Below are 15,484 nucleotides of genomic sequence, written 5' to 3'. Positions count from 1 at the left end.
CGATTCGGGCGGTTGAGGCGAAAACCCGGTCATCGCGCAACACCTGCCATCGCCACCTCGACCGCTGTACCGAGATCACTGGCCACGTTCGCGGTCCGGCGAGCGTGGTGAACCTCCGTTGGCAGCGTGCGCAGGGTCGGCACGAGGATGCCCCGGGCTCCGGCCGCCGTGGCCGCGAGCACGTCGGCGCCGGTGTCGCCGATCATGACGCAGCGGCGAACGTCCACGCCGAGCGCCGCGGCCGCGCCCTGAACCAGGCCGGGAGCGGGCTTACGGCAGGTGCAGCCGTCGTCGTCACCGTGCACGCATACCTGCCAGGTGTCGAACGGCCCGAGCAGTTCCTCCACGCGAGCGTTGACGGCGTCGAGCTGTGCCGGGGTGATCAGACCCCGGGCGACGCCGGACTGATTGCTCACGATCCCGCAGGGCAGTCCGGCCGCACGCAGCGAACGCAGCGTTTCGACGGCGCCGGGTACCGCGCGTACGAGTGCGGGATCGGAGAGGTAGGGGACGTCCACTATGACGGTGTCGTCGCGGTCGAACAGCAGGGCCGCGGGAGTCTGGACGGCATTACGCGCGGGATCGTCCGGGCACGGGCGGGCGTCCGTACCCGGGTCGTCCGCGAGAGTTTCCCGGACCTCGGTGCCGATCCCTTGTGCCGGCATTCGCCCTCCTGCGTTCCGTCCATACGAGTGGCAGCGCGCTACTCGTTCTCGGTCTAGCGCTACCCAGCGCAGTGACTGCTAAACCGGGCGACGGCAAAACCCCAGGGGACTGCTACTCACCGCAGCGGCTTCTCCTGTCCGCCCTGGGATCGGGCGTTCGAACGCGACATTCGGCGCAGGGTCACACGCCCATCTGGTTTGCCCGCCTCCGGTTACGGAAAGTCCAACGGAGGCACACGACCGCGCCTTGGATGGAGGCAGCGAATGACCGGCTTCTTCGCTCCCGGCCCCGGTGGGAGCCCGTTCGACGAGTTCATCTCGCAGTTCTTCGGTGGCGCCGCGGGTGGCCGGCGTCCCTACGCCGTCGACATCACTCGGCTGATGAGTGAACAGTCACGGCAGTTGCTGACCGCCGCCGCGACGCACGCGGCGGAGCAGGGCAGCGCCGAGCTGGACACGGCTCACCTGCTTTGGGCCGCGACACAGGCGCCGGGAAGTTGCGACCTGCTCGAGCGGGTCGGCGCCGACCCGAAGGCGATCGCGGCCGAACTCGACCGTAGCGGCCAGGACGCGGGCGGTACGGACGGACGCGGCCAGGACGGCGATGGTGAGGGCAGGCGTCCGCCGGCCATGCTCACCCCGGGAGCGAAACGGGCACTGCTCGACGCGCACCAGATCTCCCGTGGCCTCGGCTCGTCCTACATCGGTCCGGAGCACCTGCTGCTGGCGATGACGGCGAACCCGGACTCGACCGCGGGCAAGCTGCTGGCCCGGCACGGCGTGACCCCCGAGTCGATGCGGCGCGGACCGGGTTCCGAAGGGACACGTGGGGGACAGCAACAGCAAAAGGAACCGTCGGGGACTGAGACGCTCGACCAGTTCGGCCGGGACCTGACGGCGATGGCCCGGAACGGGGAGATCGACCCGGTGGTCGGGCGCGACGACGAGATCGAGCAGACGATCGAGGTGCTGTCGCGGCGGACGAAGAACAATCCGGTGCTGATCGGGGAGACCGGTGTCGGCAAGACGGCGATCGTGGAGGGCCTCGCGCAGCGCATCGTCAACGGCGAGGTACCGGAGAGCCTGACCCGGCGCAGGGTGATGCAGCTGGATCTCACCGCGATGGTCGCGGGCATGCGCTACCGGGGCGACTTCGAGGAGCGGATGACGAAGCTGCTCGACGAGATCCGGTCGCACCGGGACGAACTCGTCGTGTTCATCGACGAGCTGCACACGGTGGTCGGCGCCGGTTCGTCGGAAGGTTCGATGGGGGCCGGGAACATGCTCAAGCCCGCGTTGTCCCGCGGCGAACTGCATATCGTCGGTGCGACCACATTGGACGAGTACCGCTCGAACATCGAAGAGGACCCCGCGCTGGAGCGGCGGTTCCAGCCGATCCTGGTGCCCGAGCCCTCTGTGGAGCAGGCACTGGCCATTCTGCACGGTCTGCGGGACCAGTACGAGGCACATCACCAGGTCCGGTTCACCGACGAGGCGCTGGACGCGGCCGTGACCCTCTCCGACCGCTACATCGCGGACCGCTTCCTGCCGGACAAGGCCATCGACCTGGTAGACCAGGCCGGGGCCAGGGTGCGGGTGCGTTCGGGCAGGCAGCCCGCGAAGCTGCGCGATCTGGAGTCGCGGTTGGACCAACTGAGCAGGGACCGCGACCAGGCGGTGAGCGAGGAGAACTACGAGCGGGCGTCGATACTGCGCGACGAGATCGCGGAGCTGCGCGAGCGTGTGCGCAGTGCCCGCACGGATGACGAGAGCCCGACCGACTCGATCGAGGTCACCGCCGAGGACCTCGCGGAGGTCGTCGCCCGGCTCACCGGCATCCCGGTGAGCCAGTTGACCAAGGAGGAACGGGAACGTCTGCTCAGCCTCGAGGAGCATCTGCACGGCCAGGTTGTCGGGCAGGACGAGGCCGTGCAGGCCGTCGCCGAGGCGGTGCGGCGCTCCCGCGCCGGGCTCGCCGAGCCGGACCGTCCTTCGGGCAGCTTCCTGTTCCTCGGGCCGACGGGTGTCGGCAAGACCGAGCTGGCGCGGGCACTGGCCGAGGCGTTGTTCGGGCATCAGGACCGGATGATCCGGATCGACATGAGCGAGTACGGCGAGCGGCACACCGTCAGCAGGCTGATCGGAGCGCCACCTGGATACGTGGGCTACGACGACGCGGGCCAGCTGACCGAGGCCGTACGCCGTAAGCCGTACTCGGTGGTGCTGCTGGACGAGATCGAAAAGGCTCACCCCGAGGTGTTCAACGTCCTGCTGCAGGTACTCGACGACGGCAGACTCACCGACGGCAGGGGCAGGACGGTCAACTTCAGCAACACCGTGCTGATCATGACGAGCAACCTCGGCTCCGAGCTGATCGTCAGCGGCACCCAGGGCGCGCTCGGCTTCACCCCGGCCAGGGAGGACGATACCGACCGGCCGCTCCGCGAGCGGTTGATGCGCAAGCTGCGGGAGGCGTTCCGGCCGGAGTTTCTCAACCGGATCGACGACATCATCGTGTTTCGCCGGCTCGAGGCCGACCAGCTCAACCAGATCACCGAGCTGCTGCTCGAGGAGACCAAGCGCAGGGCGCACGCACAGGACGTCCAGGTCGAGTTCGATACCAGCGCCGTCGACTGGTTGAGCAAGGCGGGCTACCAACCCGAGTTCGGCGCGCGGCCGCTGCGGCGCACGATCCAGCGCGAGGTCGGCAACGAGCTGTCCCGGATGTTGCTGGACGGCAGGGTGACGCCGGGCTCCCGCGTGCGCGTGAGCAGTGCGGGTGATTCGCTGGCCTTCGACGTCACCGAGCCTGCGGCGAGCTGATCCGATCGTCATGGCCACCCCGCGTTCAATACGCGGGGTGGCCATGACCGGGGTTACCGCGGGAGGCTGGGCGGGGGTTCGATGTGCACGACCTTGGTCTGGGTGAGCTCGTCCAGGAGTTCCGGGCCGAACCCGAAACCGTTCCCGCTCTCGCCGTGTGGTTCGGCCGCGCCGCCCGGCGCCCCGCCGAACACCGCGTTGACCTTCACCGTGCCGGCCGGGAGTTCGCGCCACGCCCGCTGGGCATGTGCCATCGAGCCCGTCAGCACCGTGGCCGCCAATCCGTAGCGGCCCTCGGCAGCCTCGGCGAGACCCTGGTCGAAGTCGTCGACGACACGTACCGGCGCGATGGGTCCGAACGTCTCCTCCGCCAGCACCCGCATGCCCGGCTCGACCCCGCTCAGCACGGTGGCCGGGTAATGCGCGCCGGGACCGTTCGGGACACTGCCGCCGGTGCGCACGGTGGCGCCACGCTGAATCGCGTCGACGACGTGCTCGTGGACCTGGTCACGGTGGCGCGGGTCCACCAGCGGGGCGAGCCTGCGATCCTCCGCATGCCGGATCAGCGCGTCGAGGAACGGCTCGGCGATCGCCCTGTGCACGTAGATCCGTTCCACGGAAACGCAGATCTGGCCTGAGTTGGCGAAGCAGCCGAGCGCGGCCTGCTCCGCAGCCCACTCTGGGTCGACATCGGCGTCGACGACCAGCGGATCGTTACCACCGTTCTCCAGCAGCGTCTTCGCGCCGGTGTGGACCGCGGCCGCGGCGATGGCCTTGCCGGTGGCCGTGCTGCCGACGTGCGCGATGACATCCACGCGGTCGTCAGAGGTGAGCAGTTCACCCACCGAGCCGTCGCCGTCGAGGGTCTGCAGCACGCCGTCCGGATGCTCGCCCGCGATGACCCTGCCGAGTAACGCGCCCGTGTAAGGCGCCCGCTCGCTCGGTTTGTGGATCACGGTGTTCCCGGTGACCAGCGCCGCTCCGATCAAGCCGCAGCTCACCGCGACCGGATCGTTCCAAGGTGTCAGCGCGACCGCGACGCCCCGTGGCTCGGGCACCATGAGATCCGTCGCGGAGAACTCCCCGCGCAGGCTCTTACCCCTGTGCACCGGGCCGAGTTCGGCGTACTGCTCTAGCGTGCCCGCGCCGGCGAGGACTCCCTCGACGGCTTCGGAGTGAGGCTTGCCCGTTTCCGCCTCGTTCAGCGCGGCCAGGGAGTCCACGTGCTCGCGTAGTGCGGTGGCGGCCGCGCGCAGCATCTCACCTCTGGCCGCGGGCGCTGTCCTGGCCCATGCCGGCTGCACCTCACGGGCCCGGTCCAGGGCGTCCTGGACCTGGTCTCGTGAGGCCACCGCGACAGTGCCGACGAGCTGACCGTTGTCCGGGTTGTGGATCTCGATCATCGCGTTGTCCCGCTCGCGACCGGCGGGAACCTCGACCGCCGCGCTCACTTGGCGACCTGCCCGGCGCTCGAGAGCTCCTGGACTGCCGGGACCGCAGCGGCGATCGGCAGCGCGCGATCGTAGACCCGCAGGGTGTCCGAGGCGATCCGATCCCAGGAATACCGCGACCGTGCCCTGTCACCCCCCGCGATCCCGCAGCCTTCGCGCAGTGTCCGGTCGGAGAGCAGGCGGCGCAGCGCGGTGGCCAGGTCCTCGGGGCTGCGTGGCGGGACCAGCAGGCCGGTGACACCGTCGACCACGGTGTCGGTGAGCCCGCCGACCGCCGACGCGACCACCGGGACACCGCAGCCCATGGCCTCGAGCGGCACTATCCCGAAGGGTTCGTACCAGGGTGTGCAGGCGACGGCGTCGGCCGACCGCAGCAGGGCGGGCATTTCGTCGCGGGTCACCTGCCCCGCCATCCACACCCGATTTCGAACGCCAAGTTCTTCGGCGTAGTCGAGCAGCCGCTGTGCCTCGGGATCGTCGGCGAAAGCGCCCTCCTCTGGGCCGCCCGCGATGACGAGCTCGGTGTTCGGCAGCATCCGCAGTGCGTCGATGACCGTGTCGAAACCCTTGCGCGGGACCAACCTTCCCACGGTCAGGACGCGATGACGTTCGTGCTTCGGCGCGACGGGGCCGTCCGGGCGGAAGCGCTCGAGATCGACGCCGCAGGGCACGACGGACATCCGCGAACGGGGAACCCCCATCCTGGCCAGTTCGAAAACCTCGTCGGAACAGGTCGCCGCGACCCTGGTGGCGTTGCTGCCGATGAGTCGCTCCAGCCGGATCCGCTCCGGTGGGCTCGTGTCCTTGGCGCCCTGGTAGCGGCGCTTCACGACGCCGAGTGCGTGGAACGTCTGGATCACCGGGATGTCGAGGGTCCTGCAGGCGAGTACGGCGGCGAGCCCGGACATCCAGAAGTGCGCGTGCACGACATCCGGCCGGTGCTGTGCCCATCGTTGCCGGAGGAACTCGCCGAACTCGCCCATATGTGGCAACAGCTCATCTTTCGGAAGTGTCCTTGGTGGACCTGCGGGGACGTGGACGACTCGGTAGCCCGACGGTGTCCGCACCACTTCGGGCAGTTCGGGGTCGTCGCGCCGGGTGTACACCGTGACGTCGTGCCCCTGTCGGCTCAGCGCCGCGGACAGCTCGGCGACGTGGAGGTTCTGTCCACCGGCGTCGACCCCGCCAAGTGCTGCCAATGGGCTGGCGTGTTCGGAGACCATGGAGATTCTCATCGGTTCCCTCCCGGAGCCGGACTCTCTTGTTGTCATCGCACGACCTCCGAGAGGAGGACGTCCCAGTTGCGCAGGAATGCCTCCAGCCCGAAATGGGTGAGGGCGTACTCCCGCGCGGCTTTTCCGGCGACCGCGGCGAGGTCCGGCTCGTGCACGAACCGCCTGGCCGCCGCCGTTACGGCGGTGATGTCGGTGGAGATCACTCCCGCCTCTTCGGGCACCGCCGCGATCGCCTCGGTGGTCGCGAGCGCGACCACCGGCATGCCCAGCTGCATGGCTTCGAGCAGGGACAGCCCAAGTGAGGTCCAGCGGGCGGTGTGGACGTAGACCCGCCTGCGCGCGACCTCGGTGTGCAGGCTCTCCTGGTCGAGATCCGCGATACCCCGAATCGGATTGGTCGTGACGGGCAACGCCTCCGCGAGTCCGTCGACGCCGATGCCGTACACGTCGATCGGGGCGGCCTCGGCGAGAGCGGGCAACAGGTCCGTGCCCGTGATCCGCCAGCGCCGGACCGGTTCGTTGATCAGGACCGCGGTGTGCGCGAGTTCACCGGTGTAGCGGTGGCCCGGATCCACGATGCCGTGCGAGATCACCGAGGTCGGTGCCCTGCCGCAGTCCCACATCAGATCGTTGAAGTGGGTCACGTGCGCGATGGGGATCTCGGTCGAGTCGGCGAGCGGATGACGAGAGGTCGCCGCCGCTTCACGAGGGGTGTTGTGCTCGACGAACACCGCGGGAACGTCCCTGCCAGGACGCCTGCCGAGCCACCGCTCGGCGACCTCGAGCTCCTCCGGCCGCTGCAGTACGACCACGTCGACGTCGAGGTCGGCGAGCTGGTCCGGGTGTACTTCCCTGGCACGTTCCGGCCAGGGGCGGCCACAGCGGCCGAGTCCCCACGAGCCCCCTTCGGGCAGTGCGGGGATCAGGTATTCGTGCCGTCCCTGTACGAACGAGGTCGTCCAGGACCCGTGCACGTGCCACACCAGCACTCGCAACTCTCGGTTCATGTCGAGCATGAAGCAGTAGTTGCCACTGTGTCGCTGGGTAAACCTCGTGCCGGAGTACTACTACTCACCGTAGTGGCTCAAGCCTCGCGGGCGGCGGCCCGCTGCCCCTTCGGCTGCAGGAAACCGAGTACGAGCCCAAGCAGGGCGGTGATGCCGTGCAACCAGTTGTTCGCCCAGTTGATGTTGACCAGATCACCCGGGCTGTCGCTCGCCGCCATGAAGATCCCGTAGATGGTCAGGCCGGTGAACGCGACGAACAGGCCCCAGCCGTAGAACTGGGCGCCCGCGGCTTTGGTCGACGCGACGATCCCCAGCACTCCGACGACGGTGTGCACGATGTTCAGTAGTGCGCTCGTGCTGAAGATCCAGACGGCATTGCCCGAGTCGGGACCCATATGCGTCGGCTCGGCCACGAAGAACCCGAGCAGGCCAAGGGCCAGGTAGACGAGGCCGATCACGAGGGCGAGCAGCCGGGGTGGCAGCGGGCCCCTGGCAGGAGAAGACATTGTTCCTCCCATGGACAGCGCAGTCGGACGGCGGTTGCCCTCGGGGTACCCGGTCCTGAACCGGCAAACCAGACACCCGCGCCCTGTGGGAGGAGTAGGGAAGCGCAGGAGAGGGTAGCCGCGCCGAGCGGAGCATACGGAGCGAGCGGAAGGTGCGGGCGGTGGTCGATTCGATGACTGGGCGGAGCGCTCCCACCTCACCTGGAGCGACCCCACACCGGTCCCGGAAGAAGGACGCCCGGGGTAACCGCCTGCTGAACCTGCTGAAGACCACCGACCACAAGGAGATCGGGCTCCTCTACCTCGTCACCTCCTTCGGGTTCTTCATGGCAGGCGGTGCCATGGCCTTGCTGATGCGCAGTGAGCTGGCGCAACCGGGCATGCAGTTCCTGTCGAACGAGCAGTACAACCAGCTGTTCACCATGCACGGCACCGTGATGATGCTGCTGTACGCGACGCCGAACGCGTTCGGGTTCGCGAATTTTCTGGTGCCGCTGCACATCGGGTCGCCGGACGTGGCCTTTCCCCGGCTCAACGCCTTCTCCTACTGGCTTTTCCTGTTCGGCGGCCTGATCCTCATGGCCGGGTTCCTGACGCCGGGCGGAGCCGCCGACTTCGGCTGGTTCGCCTACACCCCGTTGTCCAGGGCAGGCTTCTCCCCGGGGGTGGGCGGTGATCTATGGATAACCGGCCTGCTGGTCAGTGGTCTCGGCACCATTCTCGCCGCGGTGAACATGATCACGACGATCCTCTGCCTGCGTGCGCCGGGCATGCTCATGTGGCGGATGCCGATCTTCACCTGGAACATCCTGTTCACCGCGATCCTGGTACTGCTGGCGTTCCCGATCCTCACCGCCGCGCTGTTCGGCCTGCTGGCCGATCGGCATCTCGGCGCGCACGTGTTCGATCCGTCCACCGGTGGCGCGATCCTGTGGCAGCACCTGTTCTGGTTCTTCGGCCACCCCGAGGTCTATATCGTGGCGTTGCCGTACTTCGGGATCATCAGCGAGATCATTCCGGTGTTCAGCCGAAAACCCCTGTTCGGGTACAAGGCACTGGTCTGGGCAACCGTCGCGATCACCGGGCTGTCCGCCACCGTGTGGGCGCATCACATGTTCGCGACAGGGGCCGTGCTGCTGCCGTTCTTCTCGATCCTGTCGTTCTTCATCGCAGTACCCACCGGCATCAAGTTCTTCAACTGGATCGGCACCATGTGGAAGGGGCAGCTGACCTTCGAGTCGCCGATGTTGTGGGCGATGGGCTTCCTGGTGACGTTCCTGTTCGGTGGGCTCACCGGGGTCCTGCTGGCCGCCCCCGCGGTGGACTTCCACGTGACCGACACCTATTTCGTGGTGGGCCACTTCCACTACGTCCTGTTCGGCACGATCGTGTTCGCCACATTCGCCGGCGTCTACTTCTGGTTCCCGAAGATGACCGGGCGGATGCTCGACGAGCCACTCGCCAAACTGCATTTCTGGACGACCTTCATCGGCTTCCACACGACGTTCCTCGTGCACCACTGGCTGGGGGCGGAGGGAATGCCCCGCCGCTACGCCGATTACCTGGCCAGCGACGGCTTCACCACACTGAACGTGGTGTCGACGATCGGCGCCTACATTCTCGGCCTCTCGGTACTGCCGTTCCTGTGGAACGTCGCGCGCAGTTATCGCTTCGGCGAGCCCGCGGTGGTGGACGACCCGTGGGGGTTCGGGAACTCGCTGGAGTGGGCCACCTCGAGTCCGCCGCCCCGGCACAACTTCCTTGACCTGCCGAGAATCCGTTCGGAACGGCCGGCGTTCGAACTGCACTACCCGGAGACGGTCGAGCGGCTGCGCGACCAGAACCATGTGACCAGCATGTTCGGCAACCGGCCACGACAGCAGACGAAGGCCCCCTCGGAGGAGGCCTCCGACGCCAGCGACCCGCAAAAAGACGCCTGAGAGGGCGAGAACTCGTCAGACAAGCACTGAGGCGAACGGCGTCAGCGCGGGGTGGACGGGGAGGATGCGCTACGCACCAGCAGCCGGGGCTGTCCTGAGCCGTCGGCAGGAACAGACCAGATGTTCGTCGAGTCATTCGGCGCGGGCTTGGTGTAGGCGAGCGTGTTGTCGTCGAGCCAGGCGACCTGGTCATCGATGCTCGAGGTCTCGGCCAGTGGTCGTTCGGTCATCGTCGCAAGATCGAGTACGTGCAACCGCCACGGTCGGTTGCCGGCGTGCACACGTTTCTTGAACACCAGCCTGGTGCCGTCCGCCGACAGTGAGGGGCACTCGACATTGCTCCGCAGTGCCCGTGCCTCCCACTCACTCACCTGCCCGCGAACAAGGTGGGTTTCACCTCCGGTGGAGACCGTCGCGTAGAAGGTGTCGTCATCACCGGCGAAGGTGATTCCCCAGTAGTTGACGTCCATGGCACGGTGGCGCTCCCCGTCCAGGTAGAGCGGAATGTCCTCGATGTTCGCGATCAGTTCCCCGGTCTCGGTGTCGAGGATGCCGCTGCGGGTGGAGAAGCTGCCGCGCGCGTAGGAGTCGCCGGTGACGAACGTCGTCCACGACGCCATCCGGCCGTTCGCGGACAGCTGGGCCCGGCTCGGGATGCCCGGCACCTCGACGCTGCGGAGTTCGCCGAGTTCGTGGTTCAGGATGAGCACCTCCGACGCGGGCAGTGGTGCGGCGCTGGGGCGCAGGCAGATCGCTTTCCCCGAGGCCGCGGAGAACCGGTCGCAGTGCAGTTGGCTGATCCGGCGAGTCGCCAACGGTTCGGTCATCGGCACGGCCGCGACCACTCCCTGTCCCTCTCCCGGGTCGTTGTAGCTGAAGAACAGCAGACCCTCCCCCACGGTGACGGGGGCGCGTGTCACCGCGATGCTGTGCTCGGCCGCGTCCGTGCGAGCGTCGTGCCGGGCCAGGCTGGTGTAGACCGTGGCCGCCGCGGCGAGCACGAGCACTCCGGTAACGGCCAGCAGGATACGAATCCGGATACTCACGTCCGCCCCCCGGTCAGGTCCGTCAGCGGCCGCAGGACGAGTGCGGCGAGGAGGACAGCCGTTAGTGCCGCCACAGCCAGCGCGACCGCCGTGCGGGGACCGAGAGCCGCCCATGCGACGCCGAACAGCACGGACGACGCCAGGGTGGCGAGAGCCTGCCCGGTCTGTAGCAGCCCCAACCCGCTGGCTCGTAACCGCTCCGGCAGCAGCGGCGCGGCCGCCGCCATCAGAACTCCGTCGGTGCAGGCGTAGAAGATTCCGTGCAGTACCAACGTTCCCGCCACCAGCGCCAGTCCGCTCGTGCCACTGCACAGCAGCACGTAGGCACCGAGGAGTGCGCCGTGTCCGGCGAGGAAGACCGGCCACCGTCCCCGGCGATCGGCCACCCTGCCCACCGGTACCGCGATGAGCAGGAAGACGGCGGCACTGCCCAAGGGCAGGAGCGCGAAGTAGGTGGCAGGTAGCTGCAGCAACTGTTGCAGCAGCAGGTAGAGGAAAGCGTCGCCGATGGTGACCAGTCCGAGCAGCGCGGCCCATCCGAGCAGCCCTCGGTACCGGGCGTCGCTCAGCAGGCCGGTCGCCGCGCGCAGCCGTACCGGGGCACGCCGGTCGGCAGGCACCGGCGGATCCCGCACGAACAGGACGAGCACCAGGACACCGAGCGCGGCGAGGCAGAAGCTGGCGAAAAACACCACGTCGTAGCGATTGGTGGCCAGGTAGTTGCCCGCGACCGTCCACAGCAGCAGGAACGCGACCAGCGGGCCGAGGAACGCTCCGACCGTATCCATCGTCCGGTGCACCGCGAACGACCGGGCCACGGTCGCGGGGGTGCTGCTCAATGAGATCAGCGCGTCGCGCGGAGCGGTGCGCAGTCCCTTGCCGGTTCGGTCGGCGGCAAGCACTCCTGCCGTTCCAGCGACCGAGTTCCCCACGGCGATCAGGCCGAGCTTGGCGACCGCGGACAATCCGTACCCGGTGGCAGCGACCGCCTTGCGTCGCTGCCACCGGTCGGCCAGGTGTCCGCCGAAGACGCGGACCAGCGCTGTCACTCCTGAGTAGACGCCGTTGACGAGGCCGAACTGCAGTGGGCTGAAGCCGAGCCCGACAACGAGGTATATCGGCAGAATCGCGGTGACCATCTCCGAGGAGACGTCGGTGATCAGGCTGACGGTGCCCAGCGCGACGACGTTGCCGCTGACGAATCGGCCTGCCTGACTGCTGGGAATCGCCGAGGTACCTGGTCCCTCGACGTGCCTGGCACTCGCGATGTACATCATGTCCTCTTATCGGTGGAGTCGGCGTGTCAGTTCGGGAAGCAGAACGCGCTGCCGCTGAAGTCGAAGCACTGCAGCTGACGAGTCGCCGAACCTGTCTGTCCCGCGTCGTCGGTCACGGTGAGGGTGGCCGTGAAGGTGCCCGCGGAGGTGTACGTGTGTGTCGTGGTCACGCCCGACGCCGTCGCACCGTCCCCGAAGTCCCACGCGTACCCGGCGATACCGCCGTCGTCCGTGGAACCGCTGCCGTCGAAGGTGCAGCCGGAGCCGAAACCGCACTCCACAGTGAAGCTCGCGGTCGGCTTCTCGCCCGCTGGAGGCGCGCCCGCGGTCACCTCGCGCGTGTGGGCGTCGGTCTTGCCGTCGTTGTCGGTCACTGTCAGCGTTACCGGGTACTTACCGGCCTGCGCGTAGGTGTGCGAGGGGCGTACTCCGGTGGCCGTCTCGCCGTCCCCGAAGTCCCAGCTGTAATCGGTGATTTGGCCGTCGGGATCGGTGGACGCGTTCGCGTCGAAGTCGCACACCGGCTGTTCCGCGGAGCACTGCTCGGTGAACTCGGCCGTGGGCTGACCGGGCTCAGGATCGCCCGAGCCGTGGCACTGATAGGTCGGTGTGCTGTCGAGTACATCCCCGTCGACGCCGATGAAGTCCCATTGATAAGTCGTCTCGGTGACCGACAGCTGCATGACGCCGTGCCGGTCGCCGATCAGCTTCTCGGTGAAGTCGTGCGGGCCGCCGATGTTGTACAGCCCGCGCCCTCCGGTGCCGACGATCGCGCTGCGCACCCCGTCCGGTGTCTGCTGTCCATCAGCGGTCACGGGTGCGAACCGCTCGTAGTGGTGATCGTGGCCGGCGAAGGTCACGTCGCCGCCGGCCTCGTCGAAGACCTGCCACACGTCGTACAGGTCGCGGTTGTCGCCGTGCGCACCGGAACTGAAGCGCGGATGGTGGTAGAAAGCGGCGGTGCACGAGCTGGAGTTGGCCGCCAGATCGTCCTGCAGCCACGCCAGTTGCGCCGATCCCTGCCCGATCTCCAGGTTCGAGTCGAGTGCGACGAAGTGCCAGCCGCCGAGGTCGAAGCTGTAGTAGGTCTTGCCGTCGGGCGTGGCCCGCGAACCGTAGTACTGTTTGTAGCCCACCGCGTCGGTGTAGTACTCGTGGTTGCCCGGCGTCGGATAAGTCTTCTGCAGGAACCGGCCCCACGTGGTGTCGTAGTAGGCCTCGTAGTCCCGCAGCGTGCCCGATTCGTACTGGTTGTCTCCCAGGGTCAGCACCCCGTCGGGGTTCATCTGCTCGATCATCGTCGCGGTGCGGGCGTGCACGCAGTTCGAGTCGGACGCGGTGCAGTCGACCGCGATGTCGCCGCCGACCGCCAGTGTCGTGGCCGCGGTGCCTGCCCCGGGTTCGGTCGCCGCCCGTACCGGGGCACTGGGGTTCGAGAGGTTGCCTGCCGAATCCACCGCCCGAACCTGGTAGTCGAAGCCCACCGAGGAGACCAGTGGGCCGTCACTGAACGTGCTGATCCCTGTGGTCGCCACGACGTCACCGTTTCGCAGCACTTCGTACCCGGCCACAGCCGCGTTGTCGGCCGCCGCGGCCCATTCGAGTACCACTTCTTCGCTGCTGGTCCCGGTGACCCTGAGGCCACCCGGGATGTCCGGAGGTTCGGTGTCTCCGGGCCCCGTGAGGTCGCCGTAGACCTCGAGTTCCCGCACCGAGTACCCGTTCTCGCTGGCCCTGTCGATGCGCATTCGCAGGTAGCGTCCGGTCGCCGAGAGGTTCCTGATGTGGTCGATGCTTCCGTTGCTGCCGCGTACCGAGTGAGCCGTCCGCCATTCCTTACCGTCCGGGGAGGTCTGGATGACGTAGTCGGTGGCGTGGTCGGATCCCCACTCAACCTGCACCCGGTCGATCAGCGCGGGGGCACCGAGATCCACGTCCAGCCACTGGCTGTCCGTATGCGGTTTGCTGATCCACATCGTGTCCACGTCACCGTCGACCGCTCTGTCGGCACCGGTCAGCTCAGGTGCGTACGTGGCGGACCCGTCCGCCGCGGCTCCGTGCGAGAGCAGGGTGACGGTGGCCTGTTCCTGAGTGGCGGGTGCGGCGACCGCGGCAGCCGGTACCAGCAACGCTGCCAGTGCCACCGCCGCGTATCCGAACTTTCGCGAGGCGGCAGGGGAAAACGCCGATCTCAATAACACAAGACTGCCCTCCTGGGCCGAGTTGGCACTGTTCGTTCGCAGGGATATGACGTTCTGCTGCCGGCGACAGCGCTGACCGTAATTGCCCTCGGAGCGTGGTCAAGGAATGCGAATTCGGGGAACTGAATAACTCTGAACGACGATCGGGGGGTGTGCTCGCACCGCCGATCGTGTGTGCTGATCGCAGCCACTGAAGTCGTGGCAACCTGCCGCGGCTGCCGTTCGAAGTAGGCCATCGACGATGAACGACTCCACCCTCAGCACCACATCAGCCGGACGAAGGAGCGAGTTCGGCGCCGCGCTACGCCTGGCGATTCAGCGCAGCGGGCTGCCCCTCAGCGAGATCCATCGCCTGCTGCGCCAGCAGCGGACACCGGTCAGTGTCAGCACGCTGAGTTACTGGCAGAACGGTGACTGCCAGCCGGAGCGCGTCACATCCCTCGCCGCGGTCGCCGCGCTCGAGCAGATCCTCGGCCAGGAGCAGGACGCGCTCACCGCCCTGATCGGCCCGCGTAGGCCAAGGGGACGTGCGCCTTCGCCCTTCGGCTGCGTGCTGCCACACGACCAGGTGTGGCGAAATCCGGAGGAGGTCACCAGGGCGTTGGCACAGCTGGACGCGGTTCCCGAGGACCTCGCCCGTCCCCACAAGCTCTCCCAGCAGCTCTCCTTCCGCGTCGATCGCAACGGGCACCTGGCCTCGGTGCGGGTTCGGCGACTGCTGCAGGCCGATCACGACGCCACTACGTCGTTCATCTTCGTCGCCCGGTGCACCGCGTTACCGCAGCCGCCGCGAGTGACGTTCACGCAGGGATGCGCACCGGCCCGATTCCGCGCGGACGTGCCGAGTTCCACCTGCGTTCTCGAGTTCACCCTCGACCGTCCCCTCGATACCGGGGAGGTCGCTGTCGTGGAGTTCGGGATGCAGTATCCGCCGGGGCAGACCGATGAACACACCCAGCTGGCGCTGCTGCGCCCGGCACGGGAGCTCGTTCTGCAGATCACGTTCGATTCTGAGCGGTGGCCGAGCCGCTGCCACGCCTTCTTCCAACCGCGAAATGGTCAGCCGGTCGAGAAGAAGCGCGAGTTTCAACTGGACTCGAGCAACACGGTCCAGTTCATCACGCTCGATCCGGACCCCGGCCAATACGGGATTCTCTGGCGCTGGACCTGACCCCCGACCTCGCACTTTCCCGGGAAAGTGCGGGTCCGGATGCCTCCCATCGCAGGTCCTGGATTTTCGTTCTCGCGCTTTCCCGGGAAAGTGCGTTGTTCATGGCCGCGCTTTCCCGGGAAAGTGCGAGTGCGGTGCGGGTGGGGTGGGGGTGTGGTGGGG

Annotated in this window: 10 protein-coding genes and 1 pseudogene; 3 read left to right on the top strand and 8 right to left on the bottom strand. The window is 67.7% G+C overall.

The window, feature by feature from the left end:
* Nucleotides 1-29: 29 nt before the first annotated feature.
* A pseudogene (locus D0C15_RS27980) lies at nucleotides 30-557 on the bottom strand (D-glycero-alpha-D-manno-heptose-1,7-bisphosphate 7-phosphatase); the annotation flags it as partial.
* Between the two features lie 372 nt (nucleotides 558-929).
* Here D0C15_RS27980 and D0C15_RS27975 point away from each other — a divergent pair.
* A complete protein-coding gene (locus D0C15_RS27975; protein WP_116051111.1) occupies nucleotides 930-3,488 on the top strand; it encodes an ATP-dependent Clp protease ATP-binding subunit in 2,559 nt (852 codons plus the stop codon).
* A gap of 53 nt (nucleotides 3,489-3,541) precedes the next feature.
* Here D0C15_RS27975 and D0C15_RS27970 read toward each other — a convergent pair whose 3' ends face one another.
* From D0C15_RS27970 to D0C15_RS27955, 4 genes are all read right to left on the bottom strand, one after another.
* Nucleotides 3,542-4,891, bottom strand: coding sequence for an aldehyde dehydrogenase family protein (locus tag D0C15_RS27970; protein WP_116051140.1), 1,350 nt, complete (start codon nucleotides 4,889-4,891; stop codon nucleotides 3,542-3,544).
* Nucleotides 4,892-4,935: 44 nt separating this feature from the next.
* Nucleotides 4,936-6,174 carry a glycosyltransferase gene (locus tag D0C15_RS27965; protein WP_116051110.1) on the bottom strand — a complete coding sequence of 413 codons (1,239 nt, stop codon included), beginning with the start codon at nucleotides 6,172-6,174 and terminating at the stop codon, nucleotides 4,936-4,938.
* 32 nt (nucleotides 6,175-6,206) lie between these two features.
* On the bottom strand, nucleotides 6,207-7,181 hold the full coding sequence (locus D0C15_RS27960; RefSeq protein WP_245976314.1) for a glycosyltransferase: 975 nt from the start codon (nucleotides 7,179-7,181) through the stop codon (nucleotides 6,207-6,209).
* A gap of 77 nt (nucleotides 7,182-7,258) precedes the next feature.
* Nucleotides 7,259-7,687: a DUF4383 domain-containing protein gene (locus D0C15_RS27955; protein ID WP_245976312.1), complete on the bottom strand. Its 429-nt coding sequence runs from the start codon at nucleotides 7,685-7,687 to the stop codon at nucleotides 7,259-7,261.
* 173 nt (nucleotides 7,688-7,860) lie between these two features.
* Here D0C15_RS27955 and ctaD point away from each other — a divergent pair, with 173 nt between their 5' ends.
* Entirely contained in the window at nucleotides 7,861-9,627 is a 1,767-nt protein-coding gene (ctaD, locus tag D0C15_RS27950; RefSeq protein WP_116051138.1) for an aa3-type cytochrome oxidase subunit I, read from the top strand.
* A 41-nt stretch (nucleotides 9,628-9,668) separates the two neighbouring features.
* Here ctaD and D0C15_RS27945 read toward each other — a convergent pair whose 3' ends face one another.
* Genes D0C15_RS27945 through D0C15_RS27935 form a run of 3 tightly spaced genes read right to left on the bottom strand, consistent with a single transcriptional unit; the run spans nucleotide 9,669 to nucleotide 14,094 of the window.
* Nucleotides 9,669-10,673, bottom strand: a complete 1,005-nt coding sequence (locus D0C15_RS27945; protein WP_116051108.1) for a TolB family protein — start codon at nucleotides 10,671-10,673, stop codon at nucleotides 9,669-9,671.
* Nucleotides 10,670-11,947, bottom strand: a complete 1,278-nt coding sequence (locus D0C15_RS27940) for an MFS transporter (protein ID WP_116051137.1) — start codon at nucleotides 11,945-11,947, stop codon at nucleotides 10,670-10,672. Before D0C15_RS27940 ends, D0C15_RS27945 begins: the two co-directional genes overlap by 4 nt.
* Before the next feature lie 29 nt (nucleotides 11,948-11,976).
* The gene (locus D0C15_RS27935) at nucleotides 11,977-14,094 is read right to left on the bottom strand and encodes a PKD domain-containing protein (protein ID WP_116051107.1); all 2,118 of its coding nucleotides are present in this window, start codon (nucleotides 14,092-14,094) and stop codon (nucleotides 11,977-11,979) included.
* 298 nt (nucleotides 14,095-14,392) lie between these two features.
* Between D0C15_RS27935 and D0C15_RS27930 the strand changes: the two genes are divergently transcribed.
* Nucleotides 14,393-15,322 carry a helix-turn-helix domain-containing protein gene (locus tag D0C15_RS27930; protein WP_116051106.1) on the top strand — a complete coding sequence of 310 codons (930 nt, stop codon included), beginning with the start codon at nucleotides 14,393-14,395 and terminating at the stop codon, nucleotides 15,320-15,322.
* Nucleotides 15,323-15,484 lie beyond the last annotated feature (162 nt).

It is taken from the genome of Amycolatopsis palatopharyngis, assembly GCF_003385185.1.
GTDB classification, from domain to species: Bacteria; Actinomycetota; Actinomycetes; order Mycobacteriales; family Pseudonocardiaceae; genus Amycolatopsis; species Amycolatopsis palatopharyngis.
Note: the sequence above shows the minus strand (reverse complement) of the source record. Positions and strands in the feature narration are given on the sequence as shown.

Excerpts from the sequence above, each read along its gene's own strand:
- D0C15_RS27975 (WP_116051111.1), top strand. The coding sequence starts at position 930 with ATGACCGGCTTCTTCGCTCCCGGCCCCGGTGGGAGCCCGTTCGACGAG.
- D0C15_RS27970 (WP_116051140.1), bottom strand. The coding sequence starts at position 4,891 with ATGATCGAGATCCACAACCCGGACAACGGTCAGCTCGTCGGCACTGTC.
- D0C15_RS27965 (WP_116051110.1), bottom strand. The coding sequence starts at position 6,174 with ATGAGAATCTCCATGGTCTCCGAACACGCCAGCCCATTGGCAGCACTT.
- D0C15_RS27960 (WP_245976314.1), bottom strand. The coding sequence starts at position 7,181 with ATGAACCGAGAGTTGCGAGTGCTGGTGTGGCACGTGCACGGGTCCTGG.
- D0C15_RS27955 (WP_245976312.1), bottom strand. The coding sequence starts at position 7,687 with ATGTCTTCTCCTGCCAGGGGCCCGCTGCCACCCCGGCTGCTCGCCCTC.
- ctaD (WP_116051138.1), top strand. The coding sequence starts at position 7,861 with ATGACTGGGCGGAGCGCTCCCACCTCACCTGGAGCGACCCCACACCGG.
- D0C15_RS27940 (WP_116051137.1), bottom strand. The coding sequence starts at position 11,947 with ATGTACATCGCGAGTGCCAGGCACGTCGAGGGACCAGGTACCTCGGCG.
- D0C15_RS27930 (WP_116051106.1), top strand. The coding sequence starts at position 14,393 with ATGAACGACTCCACCCTCAGCACCACATCAGCCGGACGAAGGAGCGAG.